This window comes from Pseudomonas putida, from assembly GCF_005080685.1.
Classification (GTDB): domain Bacteria; phylum Pseudomonadota; class Gammaproteobacteria; order Pseudomonadales; family Pseudomonadaceae; genus Aquipseudomonas; species Aquipseudomonas putida_V.
In genome coordinates, this window is sequence record NZ_CP039371.1 from 5,677,504 (window position 1) to 5,697,633 (window position 20,130).

The window sequence follows — 20,130 nt, forward strand, 5'->3', positions numbered from 1 at the left end:
CAGGCCCTGGCTCAGGCAGCCGGAGGGGCCGGCAGGGCCGGTTGCTCCGGCACCTGCAATGCCACCCACTGCCAGAACAGCACGTAGGTCACGCCCAGGATCACCGGGCCGATGAACAGGCCGATGATGCCCTTGACCACCATGCCGCCCAACGCGCCGATCAGCACAACCGGCATCGGTACGTCCACGCCACGCCCCAGCAAAAGCGGCTTGAGGACGTTGTCGGCGAGGCCGGCGACGAAGGTATAGACAGCGAAGATGATGGTCGCCACCGTGAAGCCCTCGACGTTCAGCACATAGATGATCACCGGCACCGTGATCAGCGTCGCCGGTGCCTGGGCGATGCCCAGCATCAGGATGACGATGGCCAGCATCCCGGCCCCCGGCACCCCCTTGATCACGAAGCCGACGCCGATCAGCAGCATCTGGATGAAGGCGATACCGATCACGCCCTGGGCGACGGCACGAATGGTCGCGGTGCACAGTTTGGCCAGTGGCTTGCCGCGCTCCTCGCCGGACACCCGCATGGCGATGCGCTGGGCGGCGATCTCCCCGCGCTCGCCGAAGGCCATGATCACCCCGGAGATGATGATCGCGCCGATGAACAACAGGAACGCGCCGCCAGCACTCGCCGCGGCGCCCAGCACCGTGCGCCCGGCGCCCTTGAGCTGGGGCAGCCACTGGTTGATCACGCTGGCCAGGTTTTCCGAGGCCGACAGCCACAACGCATACACCTTGGGCCCGATCAATGGCCAGCCGGCCACCGACTCCGCAGGTGCCGGCACGCTCCAGGTACCGCTCTTGAGCAGCGTCACCAGGCTGTCCACCGACTCGCCGATGGACATCACCACCAGGTAGATCGGCACCAGCAGCACCACCAGCACCAGCAGCACCACCAAGGTCGCCGCGTAGCCGTCCTTGAGCCCGGTGCCGCGCTTGATGCGGCCATACAGGGGGTACAGCGTGACCGCGAGGATCACCGACCACAGCATCAACTCCAGGAACGGCTGGAATACCTGGAAGGAGAAAATCACCAGGGCGGCCACCAACCCCGCCTTGATCAGCACGTCCAGCAACCCCCGGGACAGGGCGCTGTCGAGATTGAAACGCGGCTGCATGCTTCACCTCCGAACGTTCAATGCGCCTGCAGGCGCGATTCAATGCTCAGTTTCGGCCACCGGTTGCGGCGCATCGTCACGCAGGCGCCGCGCCAGGGCCATCATCACCAGGGGCACCACCGCCATCGACAGGGTGATGGCCAGCACCAGCAGATCGTGCACCTGCTGGGTCAACACCTGATGCCCGAGTGCCAGCTTGAACACCACGAAGGCGAACTCACCGCCAGATGCCAGCACCACGCCCAGGCACAGCGCCTGGGGCCGGTTGAGCCCGCCGGCCAGGCGCCCCAACGCCACCAGCAGCGGCAACTTGATGCCCACCAGCAACAGCGTCAGCCCGAACACGGCCAGGGGCATGCCGAACAGCAGGCGCAGGTCGGCGCTCATGCCCACGCCAACGAAGAACAACCCGAGCAACAGGCCCTTGATCGGCTCGATCTGGGTCTCCAACTCGTGACGAAACGGCGACTCGGCCATCAGCACGCCGGCGAGAAATGCCCCCAGCGCCATCGAAACACCGACGTGCTCCATCACCCAGGCCGTGCCCAGCACCACCAGCAAGGCGGTCGCCGTCGACAACTCGGGCAGGCCGGAGCCGACCGTCCACTTGAACACCGGAGTCAGCAGGTAGCGACCGAAGACGATCAGCACGGTGATGCCGAGCGCCACCGCCAGCAGCGGCCAGGCCCCTTCGTCGGCGCTGCTGACGCTGCCGCCGAGCAACGGCACCACGGCAATCAACGGAATCGCCGCGATGTCCTGGAACAGCAGGATCGCCACGGCCAGGCGGCCCGGTGGCTTGCCCAGTTCCTTGCGTTCGGCCAGTACCTGCAGGCCAAAGGCCGTGGAAGACAACGCCAGCCCCAGGCCAAGGATGATCGCCGCAGGTTTGGGCTGGCCGAACAGGAAGTACGCCAGCAAGCCCAGCACCAGCGCCGTCAGCCCCACCTGCAAGGTACCGACGCCGAACAGTGCCCGGCGCATGTTCCACAGCCGCCGTGGCGACAGCTCCAGGCCGATGACGAACAACAGCATCACCACGCCCATTTCCGACAGGCGGGCGACGTTGTGCGGATTGTCGAGCAGGCCCAGGACCGACGGGCCGATCAGGATGCCGGCCAGCAGGTATCCGGGGACCGCGCCCATTTTCAAGCGCTGCGCCAGTGGCACCAGAAGTACCACGGCTAGAAGGAAAACCACCGTTGCCTGGAGCAGGCTGCCGTCATGTGGCATGGCTTCGTACCCTTGCATGCACTGCAGGGAGAGGTGTCAGAAACGCTCGTCGACCACCTTGAAGGGATAGGCGATGGACGTGTACTTGCCGATTCTGCCGCGCTTGGGCAGCTTGACCACCTGTTCGCGGGTAATGTCCTTGTAGGGCACGCGGGTCAGCAGATGGCTGATGATGTTCAGCCGGGCTCGCCGCTTGTCGTTGGAGTGCGCCATGAACCAGGGCGCCCACGACGAGTCCGAGGCACAGAACATCTGGTCGCGGGCACGGGTGTAGTCATCCCAGCGGGTGTAGGACTTGAGGTCCATGGGCGACAGTTTCCACAGCTTGCGCCCATCGTTGATACGATCCTGCAGGCGGCGGGTCTGCTCTTCGGGGCTGACCTCGAGCCAGTACTTGATGAGGATGATCCCCGACTCGACCATCATTTTCTCGAACAACGGCACCACGGTGAGGAACTTGTCGGCCTGCTCGGGGGTGCAAAACCCCATCACCCGCTCGACGCCGGCGCGGTTGTACCAACTGCGGTCGAAGATCACCACCTCGCCTGCGGCAGGCATGTGGCCGAGATAACGTTGCACGTACATTTGCGACTTTTCCCGCTCGGTCGGCGCAGGCAGCGCCACCACGCGAAACACTCGCGGGCTGACCCGTTCGGTGATGGCCTTGATGGTGCCGCCCTTGCCGGCCCCATCGCGGCCCTCGAAGACAATGCACACCTTGAGCCCCTTGGCGACCACCCACTCCTGCAGCTTGACCAGCTCGACGTGCAGGCGCTTGAGTGCTTTCTCGTAGTCTTTGCCGCCCAGTTTTTTTTCCGGCTGCTCTTTCGGCTGTTTTTTCCTGGACGACTTGGCCATGGCGATCTCCCGAGGGGTGATGAGGAGTCAGTATGGTCGATCCATGACGATTTGCCGTTTCGCTTGTTGCCGAGTTGCAGGGGCGCGTTGCGCGCCCCTGCCGGTGCCGTTATTTGGCCAGTTTGTCGTAGCTGGTCATCAGGTTGCGGTAGTCGGGAATGTGGTTGGAGAACAACGTCGCCAGCCCTTCTACGTCGTTGCGCCAGTCCCGGTGCAGTTCGCAGGCCACGCCGAACCAGGTCATCAGTTGCGCGCCGGCAGCTTCCATGCGACGCCAGGCAGAATCGCGGGTCAGTTCGTTGAAGGTACCGGAGGCATCGGTGACGACGAACACCTCGAAGCCTTCCTCCAGCGCCGACAGGGCCGGGAAGGCCACGCAGACCTCGGTGACCACCCCGGCGATCAGCAGCTGCTTCTTGCCGGTGGCCTTCACCGCCTTGACGAAGTCTTCGTTGTCCCACGCGTTGATGTTGCCGGGGCGGGCGACGTAGGGCGCGTCGGGGAACAGCGCCTTGAGCTCCGGCACCAGTGGCCCGTTGGGGCCGGTTTCGAAACTGGTGGTGAGAATGGTCGGCAGCTTGAAGTACTTGGCCAGGTCGGCCAGGGCCAGGACATTGTTCTTGAAACGATCAGGATCGATGTCGCGCACCAGCGACAACAGGCCGGCCTGGTGATCGACCAGCAGGACGGCGGTGTCATTCTTGTCCAGGCGTTTGTATTGGAAGGCCATGCGCAGCTCCGGGGAACAAAAGGGTTGGGAGTATCAGCGTAGGCAAGGATGAGGGGTGAGAGAGACCGTCAGTCGGGACACGGCGCCAGTGGGGGCTGAACTACTTTCTCCGACGCCGGTACTGCTGGGAGGGGCTGCGTGGGGATCCAGGCTCCGTCATTTCTATCAACCCAGCAGCCAAAGCGGGTTTAAGATAAGCCTTGCTGAAGGTGGGGCGATGCGATAGCCCAAGCCGCTGCATCAATTCACTGGCTTTCAACGCACTTCCTTCCGGCAGGACTTTCAGCAAGTTCGCTACTTGATCGGTTACTTGATCGGTCACTTGATCGGTCACTTGATCGGTAGAGCCTGCTTCGGCGAGAGCTTGCAGCAGGGCTTTCAACATGAACTCGACAAAAGGCGTCGCCTCGCCAGCCCGATCCGCACTCGCTAGAGCGGCGTAGTAAGCATCTTGCTGCTCCCGAATGACAGTCTCGACTGGCAAATATGCCATGACGCCCCGCCATCGGCTGAGCAGAAGCGTCTGCCACAACCTTCCCATCCGCCCATTACCGTCGGCGAATGGATGGATGAATTCGAATTCGTAATGGAACACGCAACTGACTATCAGCGGGTGCCATTCGCTGTGGGATAACCAATGCAACAGATCTTGAATCAGAGCGGCCACTCGACTGGCGGGGGGCGCCATATGAAGCAATCGCGAGCCTCGATAGATACCGACCCCGCCCTGCCGGAAATGCCCGGCATCATCGATCAACCCCTGCATCAACAAGGCATGGGCTGCCAGCAAGTCCGCTTGACGGCCCGGCTGCCATGAAGGCATCGCATCGTAGGTGACAAAGGCGTTTCGGACTTCCTGGATTTCACGCGGCAATCCCAGAACCCTCTTACCCTCAAGCAATGCCGTGACCTGCTCGACACTCAGTGTGTTGTTCTCGATGGCGAGCGAAGCTTGGATGGTCCTGATACGGTTGCCTCTACGCAACTGGGGTGTCAGTGCATCATCCCGATAGGCCGTCAACAGCCCCACCTGCTCACTGATCTCTGCGACCAGGGCCAACATGCGTGGCGTTAGCGTCAGCGGCGGCTCGTACTTGCTCATTGCTTGCATCCTTTGACAATCCATCTGGCGGCTGCGCGCCAGCGTTTGTCGTCACCTTATCCACTGCATAGCCATGGGTAAAGGCAGCCGGAGCATTGGTTCACAAATTCCTGAACTAATTATTTCCTCCCAGCGATTTTTCCACCCGCCGCCCCCCACCAGAATCGCCTGACCACAATCACAATAACCGTGAGGCCACTCCCGTGGACCAGACACTCCAGGTACGCCAGGCCGCCGCCGCCCTGGTCGAAGCCTTCGCCAGCAACGATACCGCGCGCTACTTCGCCTGTTTCAGCGAAGATGCCACCTTCCTCTTCCACACCTTGCCGCAGCCACTGCTGTCGCGCCGCGCCTATGAAGAACTGTGGGGCCAATGGCAAGCCGAGGGCTTTGCCGTGCTCGGTTGCCAGTCGAGCAACGCCCAGGTCAGCCTGCAAGGCGACGTGGCGATCTTCATGCACGACGTGGCCACGCATATCCGCAGCGCCGGGGAAGAGCACCTGCTGGCAGAACGCGAGACCATCGTCTTCCGTCGCCACGGCGAACGCTGGCTGGCGTGCCATGAACACCTCTCGGTCGTGACCGCGGCCTGATTCGAATTCCTGCGGCCTTGCCGCCCTGCCATCGCACCCACAAAAGGGCCCGCGCACCGGGCCTACAACAACCGCGCTGGAGCATCACCATGAGCCACTCGACCGGTATCGAGACCAATGGCGTCGAACAGATCCCCGACGATCAACGCGACGCATCCCCGCTGGACCTGTTCCGCCTGATCTTCGGCGGCGCCAACACCTTCGCCACCGCCGTGCTGGGCAGTTTCCCGGTGCTGTTCGGCCTATCGTTCCAGGCGGGTGTCTGGGCGATCCTGCTCGGGGTTGGCGTGGGCGCGCTGATCCTCGCCCCCATGGGGCTGTTCGGCGCACTGAACGGCACCAACAACGCCGTGTCGTCGGGCGCCCACTTCGGCGTGCACGGGCGTATCGTCGGCTCGTTCCTGTCGCTGCTGACCGCCGTGGCGTTCTTCTCGCTGTCGGTGTGGAGTTCGGGCGATGCCTTGGTCGGGGGCGCCAAGCGCCTGGCCGGGCTACCGGAAACCGACCTGACCCTGGGCCTGGCCTATGGCCTGTTCGCAGTGCTGGTACTGGTGGTGTGCATCTTCGGCTTCCGCTTCATGCTGTGGGTGAACAAGATCGCCGTGTGGGCCTCGAGCCTGCTGTTCCTGCTGGGTATCGTCGCCTTCGCCGGGCCGTTCGACGCGGGCTACGCCGGCAGCGTGAACCTCGGACAGGCCGGTTTCTGGTCAGCCTTCGTCGGCGCGGCGATCCTGGCCATGAGCAACCCGGTGTCATTCGGCGCCTTCCTCGGTGACTGGTCGCGCTACATCCCGCGGCACACGCCCAAGGCACGCATCATGCTGGCGGTGATCGCCGCCCAGGCCGCGACGCTGATCCCGTTCCTGTTCGGCCTGTGCACCGCCACCCTGGTGGCCAGCCAGGCGCCGGACTACATCGCTGCCAACAACTACGTCGGCGGCCTGCTGGCGGTTTCGCCGAGCTGGTTCTTCCTGCCGGTGTGCCTGATCGCGGTGATCGGCGGCATGTCCACCGGCACCACGGCCCTGTACGGCACGGGCCTGGACATGTCCAGCGTGTTCCCACGCTTGCTCAGCCGCGCGGGCGCCACCCTGCTGATCGGCGTGCTGGCCATCGCCTTCATCTTCATCGGCCGCTTCACCTTCAACCTGGTGCAGAGCGTGTCGACCTTCGCCGTGCTGATCATCACCTGCACCAGCCCGTGGATGGTGATCATGATCCTCGGCCTGGTCACCCGTCGCGGCTTCTACCACGCCGACGACCTGCAGGTGTTCACCCGCGGCCAGCGCGGCGGCCATTACTGGTTCTTGCACGGCTGGAACTGGCGCGGCATGGGCGCATGGATCCCCAGCGCAGTGATCGGGCTGTGCTTCGTCAACCTTCCTGGGCAGTTCGTCGGCCCACTGGGGAATCTGGCCGACGGCATCGACCTGAGCCTGCCGGTGACCCTCGGCATGGCCGGCCTGCTGTACATGCTACTGCTCAACCTGTTCCCCGAGCCTGCTGGCGTATACGGCCCCAACGGCCCCCGCTGGGTGCGTTGCAAAAGCACCCAGCACACCCCCGTGACCCTTGCCGACCTGGCCTGACTGGATACTGAACATGACCACCTCCCACTACATCGCCGGCCGTTGGGTCGAAGGCCTGGGCAATGACTGCATCAGCGTCAACGATCCCGCCCTGGGGCAACCCTTCGCTGAACTGATGGCAGCCAGCGTGACCCAGGTCGATGAGGCCGTTGCCGCCGCACGCCAGGCCCTGCCGGCCTGGAAGCGAGTCGACGCCTCGGCCCGTGCCGCCTTCTTGCGCGGGTTCGCCCAGCAGCTTGGGCAACGTCGGGAAGCGTTGATCGAGCTGCAGATACGCAACAACGGCAAGCCCCGGCACGAGGCGGAAATTGATCTGGATGATGCCCAGGCGACCTTCGCCTACTACGCCGACCTGGCCGAACAGTTGCCCTTGCAAGACCGCGATGTGGCCCTGGCCGCTGCAGGTTTCAGCGCCCGTACCCGGCTCGAACCGGTGGGCGTGGTCGGCCTGATCGTGCCGTGGAATTTCCCGCTGGTGACCAGCGCCTGGAAGATCGCCCCGGCCCTGGCCGCCGGTTGCACCGTGGTGCTCAAGCCTTCGGAAGTCACCCCGCTGGTGGAGCAGGCCTACGGCCAGATCGCCGATGCCATAGGGTTGCCGGCAGGGGTGTTGAACATCGTCAACGGCAAGGCCGAAGTCGGTGCCGCGCTGAGCAACCATGCGGGCCTGGACAAACTGTCGTTCACTGGCAGCAACAGTGTCGGCAGCCAGGTGATGCGTAGCGCCGCGGCCTATTGCCGGCCGGTGACCCTGGAATTGGGCGGCAAGTCGGCGATCGTGGTGTTCGACGATTGCGACGTGGACCAGGCGGTGCAGTGGATCGTCGCGGGTATCACCTGGAACGCCGGGCAGATGTGCTCGGCGACCTCGCGTTTGCTGGTGCAGGATGGCATCGCCGACACCCTGCTGGCGCGTTTGCAGCAAGCGCTGCAAGAGCTGCAGGTGGGCAACCCGCTGAGCGAGGACGTGCAGATGGGCCCGCTGACCAGCCAGGCGCAGTGGCTCAAGGTGGTCAGCTACTTCGCCACCGCCCGCGAGGAAGGCCTGAATTGTCTGGCCGGTGGCAAGGCGCTGGAGCGCGACGGCTGGTTCGTCAGCCCGACGCTCTATGTCGATGTGCCGACCGAGAGCCGCTTGTGGACAGAAGAAATCTTCGGCCCGGTGCTGTGCGCCCGTCGCTTCACCAGCGAAGCCCAGGCCATCGCCGAGGCCAACGACAGCCGCTTCGGGCTGGTCGCTACCGTTTGCTCGGCCGACCTGGCACGTGCCGAACGGGTGGCCGATGCGCTGGAAGTCGGGCATGTGTGGATCAACTCGATCCAGGCGGTGTTCGTCGAGACTTCGTGGGGTGGCACCAAGGGCAGCGGCATTGGCCGGGAGCTTGGGCCTTGGGGGTTGGCGGCGTATCAGTCGGTCAAGCATGTGACGCGGTGTCTGGGGTAAAACAAAGCGTGCATCGATGAAGCCCGCTTGGAGATAACTACCCCAAGGGGTAAAGCTCATCGCCGGCATTGGGGCCGCTTTGCGGCCCCCGGCATTCTTAAGTGAACACCATTAGAGTTACTGCAGCGACATCATCATCGTCTTTGGCGAGAGTTCAGGGCAAAGCTTGAATCCAGCGTACTTGGCATAGAACTGTTCCAATCGCTCGGTCAGGGGATGAACGACCATCGCGACGCAACCTACCACCTCCGAGGCTGCCAAAGCTCGCTCGATCGCATCCTGCAGTAGATCCGTTGCCACGCCTTGTCCTGCAGCGCTACGGGTCACCCCCATCCGCCCCAATACAATCACCGGTAGAGGGTCGGGTGCATTGCGTCTGAGCTTGGCCGAAACCCCATGCGTACGGGCAACCGACCCGTTCGAAAGCGTGTAATACCCTGCGACACTATTCGAGCCCTTGAAGCAGGTGACATAAATCACGGCATGCTTGGCCTGCTGAGCTTTTAACGCCTTCTCCCAGAGATAACTATTGATCGAAGGTTCACCGCAATCGAACCGTTTCAGATCATGGGAAATATTCAGGACCTGCGGAGCAGTCAACTCCAGCGCTTCGGCCTGGCCAGCAGTTTCTTCACGCATTCGTTACTCCTGATGGGATGGTCTTCCAGCGCCTGCGTGAACGTATCGAACGCCTCCTCGTCGAGCAGGAACAAGCGCCGCTCCATCAGTACCTCTTCGGCCCGTTTGCAGGCTGCCTCCAAGACGAAGCTGGTGCGATCTCCGCCGACGACCTCTACCGCCGCGTCGATCAGATCCCGGCGATATTCGGCGACTCGCATGTTCAATGGAACCGCCTTGCTGCGATCCCGGATGTGCATTTCACTCATTGATGACTCCTTGCCCGTTCCACGCGGGCCGCCAGGTCGACCGATTCGCTCGACTGATCCAAGCCTATAAAATCGTAACGCAAATGTATAGACGTAAATCCATTTGCGTTACAGGCGGTCAGGATTGGGGGATCAGAAGCAGTTGCTCGAAAAAATGTCCTATACAAAGGGAATATGAGCGTCTCAAAGGGTCCTTCTTGACGCAAAGCCGCTCCCACAGAGGTTAGTGGGTCTTGTTCAGCCCCAACTCGATGTCGTCGATCAGCGCCTTGGCCATCTCACTGAGGATGCGCGCTGCGCTGCCGGCCTTGCGGTCGTTTTCCATTTCGGCTTCGGTGGTGAGGTGGCGGATGCAGCCGAGCAGGATCGAGAGTTGGCTGAAGGCGTGGTCGAAGGGGATGCCGGGTTGCAGGCGGAACAGGTCGAAGGTTTCGATGCCGGCGGTGGTGGTGCGGGTGGGGTCGGTTGTGTCCATGGGGGCGGTTTCCTGAATTCGGTGGGGGATGGCACCGGCGGGGCCGGTGTTCGCGGGTAAACCCGCTCCTACAGGTACAGCGCCGAGTTTGAAGTTGGCGCTGTATCTGTAGGAGCGGGTTTACCCGCGAAGAGGCCGGTTAGGCCGCTATCAATGCAGGCTTGGTTTGCGCTCCAATGCCAACAACAAGGCATCCGCCTGAGCCCAGGCAATCTGCATGGCGCGCAGGCCGTTCTCGACCGATTCGCGCATGGCTTCATCTTCGATGCTGTCGACGGCATAGCGGCATCGGTTATAGGCGATCATCAGGTAATGGGTGACGTTCATCACCACATGGTTCAACGGCACATGGCGCTCGATGATGGCATTGCTGAGAGTGCTACCGTCGGGGATCTGGTAGAAATGCGGTGGGTCGGGGACGATTGTTTTCATAGCAATTCCTTGAAGATTTCAGGAGTTGCCACCGCCGTTTCCACACGAAGGGCGGCAACTGTACGCGGGGTGGAAAACCGGTCATCAAGGAACCCCGGCAGGCCTCACGGCCTCCCGCGCACAGATGCCATTACGGCAAGTACTTGATGATTGTCCGGGTTTCCACACCCGATCGCTGAACATCAGCGACGCGGACAGCCTAGGGGGCCAGGATTTCCGGGACAATCAGACGCGTGTCGACGCGACTCGTAGGGTATTTCGCTGGGCGCGGGACCGCCAGTACGGATGGGTAGGACGCATCTGAAAGCAGCGTGGGATATGGACTGTGTTGCTTGCGGGGGGCTCGTCTGGGGTTTTGTAGTGGCGCGGAAATCGAGCGCCGCCCGCGCGGCGCTTCGCGGGGCAAGCCCGCTCCCACAGTTTGTTGCAACGTGCCACTGTCTGTCAGGCCATGGTTGTTCGCCTTTGGGGGCACCACGGAAGATCGGGGTGCGCCCTGCGCCAACACAGATATCGCGCCGGGCCCACCAGGCTGACAACCATGGCCTATCGGACATAATTGGCCCGAAACAGATGTGGGAGCGGGCTTGCCCCGCGAAGCGCCGCGCGGGCGGCGCTCGATTTCCGCCGCGCTGCACATCTCAAGCGCACACCCCGCGCCCCCCCGCTAAACCGGCTCTTCCCCCGACCGCCCACCATCCTGCAGCAACACCATGCTCTGCGGCGAAGACAAGGCAATACCCTCGTCCCGCAACCGCCCCAGGATGGTGAACAACAGATCGCTACGCGCCCCCGACACCTGCCGAGGCCCCGCCACATAGCCACTGACACTGATCACCATGCCACTGGCGGTCAGGTCCTTGAACGTCACCGAACACGCCGGCGCATCGAGAATCCCTTCATGCTCACGATAGGCCGCCAGCAGCAACTCGCGCACGCGGTTGGCATCGGTCTCCAACGGCAAGGTCAAGGTAATACCGACCACACCCAGCGCATTACCCATGGTCACGTTGCGCACGTTCTGCGAGATGAACTGCGAGTTGGGCACGATCACCGTCGAACGATCAGACATCTGGATCTCGGTGGCGCGCACGTTGATCCGGCGAATGTCGCCTTCCACCCCGGCCAGGCTCACCCAGTCGCCCACCTTGACCGGCCGCTCGGTGAGCAGGATCAGGCCAGAAATGAAGTTCTGCACGATCTGCTGCAAACCGAAACCGATACCGACCGACAACGCACTGACCACCCAGGTCAGGCTGGTCAGGTTGATGTGCAGGGTCGACATCACCAGCATGGCCAGGAAGATGAAGCCCAGGTAGCCCACCAGGGTCACCAGCGAGGCACGCATGCCGGCATCCATGTCGGTTTCCGGCAGCAGGCGCTCGCTCAACCAGCGCTTGACCACGCGAATGCCGAACAGCCCGGCGAAAAACATCAGCAACGCGACCAGGATGTCCTGGGGCACGATGTTCAGGTTGCCCAGCACCTTGCCACCGGTGCCGTCCCAATCGCCCAGGCTCGCCAGCAGCTCGGCGGGGCTGGTGCCCGAGGGCATCAGCGCCAGCAACAGGGCGAGGAACAGCAAGACCGTACGACCGATCCCGGCCAGGATGGTACTGGCCTGGGCCTGGTGCCGTGGCGCCAGGCCGAGCGATGCGGCCAGGGCCAAGCCGCCGGGTTGGCGCGGCGACAGCAACGTCTCGCACAGGTCGCCGAGGAAGGTGGTCAAAAGGTAGGCGCAGGTGATGACCAGGCTCACCCACAGCAGCTTGGCAGTCAGGTAATAGGCCAGGGTCAGGTAGCCGGCCAGCAGCGCCAACAGGATCGCAGCCAGCCAAAGCACCATCACGAAGGGAATCAACCCGGCAAGGCCCGTGGGGCGCTCCAGGTCATGCTTGCGCAAGGTGCGGCGATAGCGGGCCAGGGCCGTGGCGAAGATCACCGCCACCACCAGGGCGGTCAGGCCATTGACCGCGAGGGTCAGCGCCAGGCTGGCCCCGATCACGCTGTTGATGCGTTCCATGGTCACCATGACCATCAATGCCAGGGCCAGCAGCTTGGGGAACCAGCCCAGCGCACTGGCCACTTCGTCGTGGATCGGCGGCAGCCGCCAGGAGGGCCGCTGCAACATCAGCATGGCACGGCCAAGGCCGGTGATGAACGCACTGAACACCACCAGGGTCAGCACATGGTTGGTGACGCTGGCGATGTCCGTCCCCAGCTCGGCGCTGCTCTCCAGCCCCCAGCGCAGCAGCGATACCGAGCCTGCAATGGTGCCCAGGGTCGCCAGGCTCACGCCCACGGCCAGGGCGCTGCGGCGCAGCCGCCCCTCCGGGAACCAGCGCACCATGGCATGCGCCAGCAAGCGCTCGATCAGGCCGCGCACCACGGTCCATACCAGGATCGCGGCGACCAGGCTGGTGATGAACAGCCAGCGGTGGTCGGCATCGAACGCACTGGCGATGGCATCGGCGGCCTCGCCCCGCAAGTCGCGCAGGCGCGCCACGTCATCCTGGGTCGGGCGGATGATGCTCTGCCAGAACGCCGGGCTCAGTGGCGAGGCGGCGCGGCTGGTGACCTGGGAGTTGAACTGGCTACGGCGCAGGTTGACGATCTGGGTCGACAGGTCGCGTGCCGACTGGGTCAGCTTGGTCGCCTGGTCCTGCTGGGCCACCAGCGCCTTCTTCTCGGCATCGAGCTGTTTACGCTGCTGGGTCAGGGCCTCGGCTTCGTCCGGTTGCACCGGGCCCAGCACCTTGAGCTTGTCGTCGAGCTTGTCGACGTCGGCGGTTCGTTGCGCACTGAGTACATCGGCCTGGCGCTGGACCTGGATGGCGGCCAGGCGCAACTGGGCCAGCAAGTCGTCGTTGGCATCGCTGGTGACGCCCTGGCGGATCTGGTCGAGACGATCGCTGAGCTGCTCGAGGCTGGCATTCTCATCCAGCACTGGCAATTCAGCCACGCTCAGGTTGGACAGCGGCGTGGCCGGTGCCGACCAGGCCGGGCTGGCCAGCGCCAGCATCATGGCCAATACGCCTAGGTAAAAACGGGCAAGGCTGACACGCCTCATCGAATGTTCCTCTTTACATCTCGATTTGGCGGCAGATTCTACGCGGCTTCAGGCAATCAGGAGAGTGCCGTTTCTCGCGCCAACAGTTGCCGCTTGCGTTCCACACCCCAGCGATAGCCGCTGATCTCGCCATCGCGGCGCACCACCCGGTGGCAGGGGATGGCCACGGCGATGCGGTTGGCCCCGCAGGCCAGGGCCACCGCACGCACGGCACGCGGCGCGCCAATGCGCTCGGCGATGTCGCTGTAGCTGACCCGGCTGCCCACGGGCACCTCACGCAGGGCCTGCCAAACCCGCTCCTGGAACGCCGTGCCCTGCACGTCCAGGGGCAGGTCCAGGCCCAGCGCCGGGGCTTCGACGAAACCCACGACTTGCGCGACCAGGCGCTCGTAGGCGGCATCGCCACCGATCAGGTCGGCCTTGGGGAACTGATCCTGCAACTGCTCGAGCAGTGCTTGTGGGTCATCGCCGAGCAGGATCGCACAGATGCCCTTGGCACTTTGCGCCACCAGGATCGCCCCCAGCGAGCACTGACCGAGGGCGAAATGGATGGTCGCGCCAGCACCGCCAGCCCGGTAATCCCGCGGCTGCATGCCCAGACGTTGGTCGGCGCTGGCATAGAATCGGCTGTTTGAGTTGTAGCCTGCGTCGTAGATGGCCTCGGTGACCGAGCCCTGCCCTTCGCCCAGCCGCTCGCGCAGCCGCCGGGCGCGGAAGGCCGAGGCGTAGGCCTTGGGGGTGAGGCCGGTCTCGGCCTTGAACAAGCGATGCAGATGGAAGGGGCTGATCCCCAGCTGGGCGCCGAGCTGGTCGAGGCTGGGCGGGTTGTCGTGGCTTTCGAGCAGGCGGCAGGCTTGGGTGATCAGCACGCTGCGGCGAGTGTCGGCCGGCCTGGCCTGGCAGCGGCGGCAGGCGCGGTAGCCTGCGGCTTCGGCGTTGGCCGGGGTGTCGAAGAACTCGACGTTTTCGCGTTTGGCCATGCGTGATTTGCAGCCTGGGTGGCAGTACACGCCGGTGGTGCGCACGGCGTAGACGAATTGACCGACGGCGGCGGTGTCACGGGCTTGCACGGCTTGCCAGCGTTGGGTGTCGGTGGTGTAGGGCATCATCTGGGAGGTTCTCATGTTTGCTTCGTCTGTGCCGGCCTCTTCGCGGGTAAACCCGCTCCTACAGGGATAGTGTGATCCTGAGAACTGCGCTGCATCTGTAGGAGCGGGTTCACCCGCGAAGAGGCCGGCCCTGCCACTGAACCTTCATCAGGCCCGCCACAGGTACCAGGCCGCCACCGTCCGAAACGGGCTCCAGGCCATCCCCAGGGCCCGCAATTGCGCCGGCGTCGGCGGTTTTTCCAGCCCTTTGAGCCGGCGATACCCGGCGCGCACGCCGAAATCGTCGACAGGCAGCACGTCCAGCCGCTCCAGGCAGTAGATCAGCAGCATCTCCACGGTCCACCGCCCTACCCCACGCAAGGTGACCAATCGCTCGATCAACGCTTCGTCGTCCAACATCAATGCCTCTGCCCGGCTGGGCACCAGGCCGTCCAGGCGCGCTTGGGCGATGCCCCGGATGGTCGCCAGCTTGGTCGCCGAAAAACCACAGGCGCGCAGTGTCTCGGGACTCACCGCCAGCAACCGCTCTGGCTGCGGAAACGCCACGTCGGGAAACAACGCCAGCATACGCCCCAGGATCGCCTCGGCGGCACGCCCATGCAATTGCTGGTAGGCGATCGCCCGCACCAGCGCCTCGTACGGCTCCTGCGCGGGCTTGGCCTGGTGCAGGCACGGCCCGACCGCAGCGATATGCCGCGCCCAGTCGGCGTCCAGCGTCGCCAGGTAGTCGATGGCCGCGCGGTGAGCGTCAGGCGCTGGGTCAGCGGGAGTCATGAAAGCCTCCTGTAGGTTCGGACCCGACTCATCTTAGCCCAGCACCGAGGCGGCGAAACGCCGGTTCTTGCGCGGCTAATTCCTGGTATGCCATTGCCCCGGGCCGGCATCCGCGCATAGAATTGAGAACTATTCACAGTCACATATGCTCACCGGGCCAGGCTTTCGATACGATGCAGATCAACGACACGCTCAAGCCAACCGAGGTCGCCCTGCTCTATCGTTCCCACCACGCCTGGCTGCGTGGCTGGCTGCGCAGCCGCGTCGGTTGCCACGAACATGCCGCGGACCTGGCCCAGGATACTTTCGTGCGCCTGCTGCGCGCCCGCCAGGTGTCGCCCTTGAAGGAGCCGCGCGCCTACCTCAGCAGCATTGCCCGTGGCTTGATGATCGACCAGTTCCGCCGCCGCGCGCTGGAGCGCGCCTACCAGGAAAGCCTGGCCCATGTACCGGAAGGCGAAGTGCCCAGCGAGGAACACCGGCTGGTCATTCTCGACACCCTCGGGCGTCTCGACCGTGCCCTGCACCAGCTCAAGCCGCGCGCGCGCCAGGCATTCCTGCTGGCGCAACTCGATGGCCTGAGCATCGCGCAGATCGCACTGCGCCTGGACGTCTCCCGGGCCACCATCGAGCGCGACCTGGCCCGCGCCCTGGCCGTCTGCTACCGAATGCGCTATGCCGAACACTGAGCACAACCCCGCTCAAGCCCAGGTCGACCAGGCCATCGAATGGCTGGTGAAGCTGCGCTTCGACGATCCGAGCCCGCGAACCGTGCAGCGATTCCAGCAATGGCTGGCCGCTCACCCGCACAACGCCCAGGCCTGGCAACGGGTCAGCAACCTCAGCGACGAGCTGGCCGGGCTACCCAGCGAACTGACCCGGCGAACCCTCGATGGCAGCCAGCGCCAGCGCGTCAGCCGGCGTGACCACCTCAAGCTGCTGGCAGTGCTGGCGGTAGGCGGCAGCCTCGGTTGGGCCGCCCGCGAACCATTGGGCCTGCCGGCGCTGCTGGCCGACACCAGCACCGGCACAGGCGAACGCCGCCAACTGCAAGGCATCGACGGCAGCCGCATCCAGCTCAACACCGCCAGCGCCATCGACCTGCGTTACAGCGTCGAGGCGCGCGAACTGACCCTGCTGCGCGGCGAGGTCAGCCTGGACAGCAACGCCGGCGACAACCGCCCGTTCCAGATCAACACCCGCTTCGGCGACCTGGGTACCCGCAACGGCCTGTTGCTGCTGCGCGAAAACGACCGAGGCCTGCTGTTGGCCGTGCGCCGCGGCGAAGTCACGCTGTTCCCCCACTCCCCCTCCCCACGCCAGGTGCGCGCGGGTGAGGTACTGCAGGTGTCGACAGGCGACGCCTACCCGCTGACGGGCCTGCATGGCGACCCCTGGGGCTGGACCGATGGCGTGCTCAGCGTGCAGCAGATGCCGCTGGCCGAGTTCGTCAGCGAGCTTTCCCGCTACCGCCCCGGCGTGCTGCGCTGCGCACCGGAGGTCGCCGGGTTGAAGGTGTCCGGCACCTATCAGCTGGGCGATACCGAACAGATTCTGCAACTGCTGGCACGCGGCCTGCCAGTACGTGTCGATTACCGCACGCGTTATTGGGTCAGCCTCGGCGCGGCTTGACACAACCTGCAGGTACAACGGGCAAGGCGACAACAGCTTGCTGGTGATTCCACGTAACCTGTCGATGACCTTGCGCGCGAGTTTCTGATCCAGGTGGCCTCTTCGCGGATAAACCCGCTACAAGTACTGTGAAGATCCCTGTAGGAGCGGGCTTGCCCGCGAAGAGGCCGGTAAAGGCCCTGCAAACGCCTCAGTCCACCACCGCTCGCATCCGCCCCACCCGCCGATACGACTGGCGCGCAACACACACGAACAACCCCGCCATCAACGCAAGCGCCATCGGCAGCCCATGCGGCGCGACGTCCATCGCCGCGCCACTGAGCAATGGCCCGATCAGGCTACCCACGCCCCACAGCAGGCCCACGCTGGCATTCGCCGTGACCAGGTCCTTGCCCTTGAAACGCTGACCGATCAGCACCAGCGCCAAGGTATAGATGGCCCCCGCCACCGCCCCCAGCAACACCAGCATCGGCCACAGCAGCCAGGTCATGTCCAGCAACCAGGGCAAGGCGATGCCGATGGCCATCGCCACCAGACCGCACACCAAATGCAGCCCGGTACGCTCGACGCGGTCGGCCAGCCAGCCCAGCGGCAGCTGGAACACCATGTCGCCGGCGAATACCACCGTCACCATCAGCGCCGCCACGCCCACGGCGAAGCCATGGCTGCTGGCATACACCGGCAACAGCGACAACACCACGGCATCGAAGAACGAGAAGAACAGCACCGCCACGCACAACGCCGGGGCGACACGGAAGAAACCCGCCAGGCCGAAGCTCTTCTCGCCTTCCTCGCCATGCTCGACAGTGTCGTTGGGCACCGTCAGCAGGATGCACAGCAGCGCCAGGCCGTAGCCGAGGGTGACCACACCGATGATCCACGGGCTGTCGGCGCCGAGCAGCGCCAGCAGTGCCGGGCCCAGTACCTGAAAGCCGGTGAAGCTGGTGGCGTACAGGGCCATGATCTTGCCGCGGTTGTGGTCCGGGCAGAGTTCGTTGACCCAGGATTCGCCGAGGATGATCGCAATGCCCATGCCGATGCCCAACCCCAGGCGCAGCGCAGCCAACAGCCACAGCGACTCGAAGGCCGATTCGAGCAGGGCGATGCTCACCGTGCACAGGCTGAAGCACAACAGGTAGATGGTGCGCCGGGTCAGGTGCCGGCAACAGGCATCGACCATGAACGCCGAGAGCATCATCCCCGCTGCCGGAATGGCCGAGATGATGCCGATTTCCAGGGTGCCGGCCCCCGCCTCGTGCAGACGCAACGACACCAGCGGCAGGCTGGCCCCCAGGCTGAAGCCCACGACCGACACGGCGAACAGAAGGCCGGTCAGCAAACGCATGTTCATGTACCACTCCTCGCAAACTGAAAAGACGCGCTAATGCAGGCGCCCACGTGCACGCCGGGTTGCCAGGCGATGCATGGGCGCGGTTCAGTTCAGGGCGAGGTGTGGCGAGAAGGTGAAGGCGAACAGCACGCTGCGCCGCCGCTTGAGCACCGTGTCGCTCGGCCACGCACGGCGCATGGCCTGCAGGGCAGGTTGGCGGGTGTGGGCGAGGGGCTGGCTACGGCGCATTGCGGTGTTTGACTACGCGGAGTATGGGAAAGAGGCCGGCACTCTAGGCGAACGCAGGGCAGATCGTCAATCGCCGCACCGGCCCTGCAGGAGCGGGCCTGCCCGCGAATGGGCTGCAAAGCAGCCCCGGCGATATCACCGTTTACCCGTGTTAGGCAGGAACACCGCGAGCAATCCGAACAACGGCAGGAACGAGCACAACCCATACACGTACTCGATCCCGCGCAGGTCGGCCAGGTACCCCAGCAGTGCTGCGCCAATGCCGCCAAAGCCGAACATCAGGCCAAAGAAAATCCCGGCGATCATACCCACGCTACCCGGCACCAGTTCCTGGGCATACACCACGATGGCCGAGAACGCCGAGGCCAGGATGAAGCCGATCACCACGCTGAGCACGGTGGTCCAGAACAGGTCGGCATAGGGCAGTGCCAGGGTGAACGGCGCCACCCCCAGGATCGAGAACCAGATCACCGCCTTGCGCCCGATGCGGTCGCCGATCGGCCCACCGAAGAAGGTACCGGCCGCCACCGCGCCGAGGAACAGGAACAGGTGCAGCTGTGAACTGGCCACGGAAACGCCGAACTTCTCGATCAGGTAGAAAGTGAAGTAGCTGGTGAAGCTGGCCATGTAGAAGTACTTGGAGAACACCAGCAGGCCGAGCACGATCAACGCCGCAATCACCCGCCCGCGAGAGATGCCATGGGTGGCCTGCACGGCCTTGCGCGCCTTGGCCTGGTTGAGGTGCTCCTTGTACCAGCGGCGCAGCATCAGGGTCACGCCGAAGAACGCCAGGCCGACCACGCCGAACCAGGCCACGTGGGTCTGGCCGAACGGGATGACGATGGCCGCCGCCAACAGCGGGCCCATGGCCGAGCCGGTGTTGCCGCCCACCTGGAAGGTCGATTGGGCCAGGCCAAAGCGCCCACCGGAGGCCAGGCGGGCGATCCGCGAGGTTTCCGGGTGGAAGGTCGACGAGCCGATGCCCACCAGCGCCGAGGCCAGCAGGATCATCGGGAAACTGCCGACGAACGCCAGCATCACGATCCCCACCAGGGTGCACAACGTGCCGACCGGCAGCAGGTTCGGCGTTGGCCGGCGATCGGTGAAGAAGCCCACCCACGGCTGCAGCAGCGAGGCGGTGATCTGGAAGGTCAGGGTAATCAGGCCGATCTGCGCGAAGCTCAGGTCATAGCTGGCCTTGAGCATCGGATAGATCGCCGGCAGCACCGACTGGATCAGGTCGTTGGTCAGATGCGCCAGGGCGCAGAAGGTGATGATGCGCATCACCAGCGGGTTGGCTTGGCTCGCCGTACCGTTGGTGGAAGCCGAGGAGGCGCTACTGATGGCCATTGGCCTGGATCTCCGTCCGCAGGTTGGGATCCGATTATCGGGAAACAAATAGATACATAGCTACCCTTATTTGCCACCCGGCACCTACATACTTGTAAATGGTTCTCAATATATTTAGCATCCTCAACCTGTCACCCCGTTATCGCTGGGCGAAA

At 64.3% G+C, this 20,130-nt stretch carries 20 protein-coding genes; 5 read left to right on the forward strand and 15 right to left on the reverse strand.

Going from position 1 to position 20,130, the window contains the following annotated elements:
• Positions 1-11: 11 nt before the first annotated feature.
• From E6B08_RS26405 to E6B08_RS26425, 5 genes are all read right to left on the reverse strand, one after another.
• Entirely contained in the window at positions 12-1,118 is a 1,107-nt protein-coding gene (locus E6B08_RS26405) for an AI-2E family transporter (RefSeq protein ID WP_136916662.1), read from the reverse strand.
• 39 nt (positions 1,119-1,157) lie between these two features.
• Entirely contained in the window at positions 1,158-2,351 is a 1,194-nt protein-coding gene (locus tag E6B08_RS26410; protein ID WP_136916663.1) for a monovalent cation:proton antiporter-2 (CPA2) family protein, read from the reverse strand.
• A gap of 36 nt (positions 2,352-2,387) precedes the next feature.
• Positions 2,388-3,209, reverse strand: a complete 822-nt coding sequence (gene ppk2, locus E6B08_RS26415; protein ID WP_136916664.1) for a polyphosphate kinase 2 — start codon at positions 3,207-3,209, stop codon at positions 2,388-2,390.
• A 109-nt stretch (positions 3,210-3,318) separates the two neighbouring features.
• Positions 3,319-3,939 carry an isochorismate family cysteine hydrolase YcaC gene (gene ycaC / locus E6B08_RS26420; RefSeq protein WP_136916665.1) on the reverse strand — a complete coding sequence of 207 codons (621 nt, stop codon included), beginning with the start codon at positions 3,937-3,939 and terminating at the stop codon, positions 3,319-3,321.
• A 100-nt stretch (positions 3,940-4,039) separates the two neighbouring features.
• Positions 4,040-5,041 (reverse strand): Fic family protein, encoded by a 1,002-nt coding sequence (locus E6B08_RS26425; RefSeq protein ID WP_136916666.1) that lies wholly within the window; start codon positions 5,039-5,041, stop codon positions 4,040-4,042.
• A 203-nt stretch (positions 5,042-5,244) separates the two neighbouring features.
• Between E6B08_RS26425 and E6B08_RS26430 the strand changes: the two genes are divergently transcribed.
• The 3 genes from E6B08_RS26430 (at position 5,245) to E6B08_RS26440 (ending at position 8,667) form a co-directional block, all read left to right on the forward strand.
• Complete coding sequence (locus E6B08_RS26430; RefSeq protein WP_136916667.1) at positions 5,245-5,634, forward strand: YybH family protein; 390 nt, start codon at positions 5,245-5,247, stop codon at positions 5,632-5,634.
• Between the two features lie 89 nt (positions 5,635-5,723).
• Positions 5,724-7,223, forward strand: a complete 1,500-nt coding sequence (locus E6B08_RS26435; protein ID WP_136916668.1) for a purine-cytosine permease family protein — start codon at positions 5,724-5,726, stop codon at positions 7,221-7,223.
• Positions 7,224-7,236: 13 nt separating this feature from the next.
• A complete protein-coding gene (locus E6B08_RS26440) occupies positions 7,237-8,667 on the forward strand; it encodes an aldehyde dehydrogenase family protein (RefSeq protein ID WP_136916669.1) in 1,431 nt (476 codons plus the stop codon).
• A gap of 117 nt (positions 8,668-8,784) precedes the next feature.
• Here the strand turns inward: E6B08_RS26440 and E6B08_RS26445 are convergent, their stop codons facing one another.
• The 7 genes from E6B08_RS26445 to E6B08_RS26475 all read right to left on the reverse strand — a co-directional run bounded on the left by E6B08_RS26445 (position 8,785) and on the right by E6B08_RS26475 (position 15,414).
• A complete protein-coding gene (locus E6B08_RS26445) occupies positions 8,785-9,306 on the reverse strand; it encodes a GNAT family N-acetyltransferase (protein ID WP_136916670.1) in 522 nt (173 codons plus the stop codon).
• Positions 9,264-9,554: a DUF1778 domain-containing protein gene (locus E6B08_RS26450; protein WP_136916671.1), complete on the reverse strand. Its 291-nt coding sequence runs from the start codon at positions 9,552-9,554 to the stop codon at positions 9,264-9,266. Before E6B08_RS26450 ends, E6B08_RS26445 begins: the two co-directional genes overlap by 43 nt.
• 223 nt (positions 9,555-9,777) lie before the next feature.
• Positions 9,778-10,029 carry a DUF3077 domain-containing protein gene (locus E6B08_RS26455; RefSeq protein WP_136916672.1) on the reverse strand — a complete coding sequence of 84 codons (252 nt, stop codon included), beginning with the start codon at positions 10,027-10,029 and terminating at the stop codon, positions 9,778-9,780.
• Between the two features lie 150 nt (positions 10,030-10,179).
• The gene (locus E6B08_RS26460) at positions 10,180-10,461 is read right to left on the reverse strand and encodes a hypothetical protein (RefSeq protein ID WP_136916673.1); all 282 of its coding nucleotides are present in this window, start codon (positions 10,459-10,461) and stop codon (positions 10,180-10,182) included.
• Positions 10,462-11,128: 667 nt separating this feature from the next.
• Entirely contained in the window at positions 11,129-13,531 is a 2,403-nt protein-coding gene (locus E6B08_RS26465) for a DUF3772 domain-containing protein (RefSeq protein WP_136916674.1), read from the reverse strand.
• 56 nt (positions 13,532-13,587) lie between these two features.
• The gene (gene ada / locus E6B08_RS26470) at positions 13,588-14,640 is read right to left on the reverse strand and encodes a bifunctional DNA-binding transcriptional regulator/O6-methylguanine-DNA methyltransferase Ada (RefSeq protein ID WP_136917495.1); all 1,053 of its coding nucleotides are present in this window, start codon (positions 14,638-14,640) and stop codon (positions 13,588-13,590) included.
• A 147-nt stretch (positions 14,641-14,787) separates the two neighbouring features.
• Positions 14,788-15,414: a DNA-3-methyladenine glycosylase family protein gene (locus tag E6B08_RS26475; protein ID WP_136916675.1), complete on the reverse strand. Its 627-nt coding sequence runs from the start codon at positions 15,412-15,414 to the stop codon at positions 14,788-14,790.
• 173 nt (positions 15,415-15,587) lie between these two features.
• On the opposite strand from E6B08_RS26475, the gene E6B08_RS26480 reads away from it, so the two are divergent.
• Both E6B08_RS26480 and E6B08_RS26485 read left to right on the forward strand, forming a co-directional pair.
• A complete protein-coding gene (locus tag E6B08_RS26480) occupies positions 15,588-16,103 on the forward strand; it encodes a sigma-70 family RNA polymerase sigma factor (RefSeq protein ID WP_136916676.1) in 516 nt (171 codons plus the stop codon).
• Positions 16,090-17,046 carry a FecR domain-containing protein gene (locus E6B08_RS26485; protein ID WP_136916677.1) on the forward strand — a complete coding sequence of 319 codons (957 nt, stop codon included), beginning with the start codon at positions 16,090-16,092 and terminating at the stop codon, positions 17,044-17,046. Before E6B08_RS26480 ends, E6B08_RS26485 begins: the two co-directional genes overlap by 14 nt.
• A gap of 190 nt (positions 17,047-17,236) precedes the next feature.
• Here the strand turns inward: E6B08_RS26485 and E6B08_RS26490 are convergent, their stop codons facing one another.
• The 3 genes from E6B08_RS26490 to E6B08_RS26495 form a co-directional block, all read right to left on the reverse strand.
• Positions 17,237-18,397, reverse strand: a complete 1,161-nt coding sequence (locus tag E6B08_RS26490; RefSeq protein WP_136916678.1) for an MFS transporter — start codon at positions 18,395-18,397, stop codon at positions 17,237-17,239.
• Positions 18,398-18,481: 84 nt separating this feature from the next.
• Positions 18,482-18,625 (reverse strand): hypothetical protein, encoded by a 144-nt coding sequence (locus tag E6B08_RS30910; protein WP_192938594.1) that lies wholly within the window; start codon positions 18,623-18,625, stop codon positions 18,482-18,484.
• Between the two features lie 135 nt (positions 18,626-18,760).
• Positions 18,761-19,975: an MFS transporter gene (locus tag E6B08_RS26495; protein ID WP_136916679.1), complete on the reverse strand. Its 1,215-nt coding sequence runs from the start codon at positions 19,973-19,975 to the stop codon at positions 18,761-18,763.
• Positions 19,976-20,130: the final 155 nt, after the last annotated feature.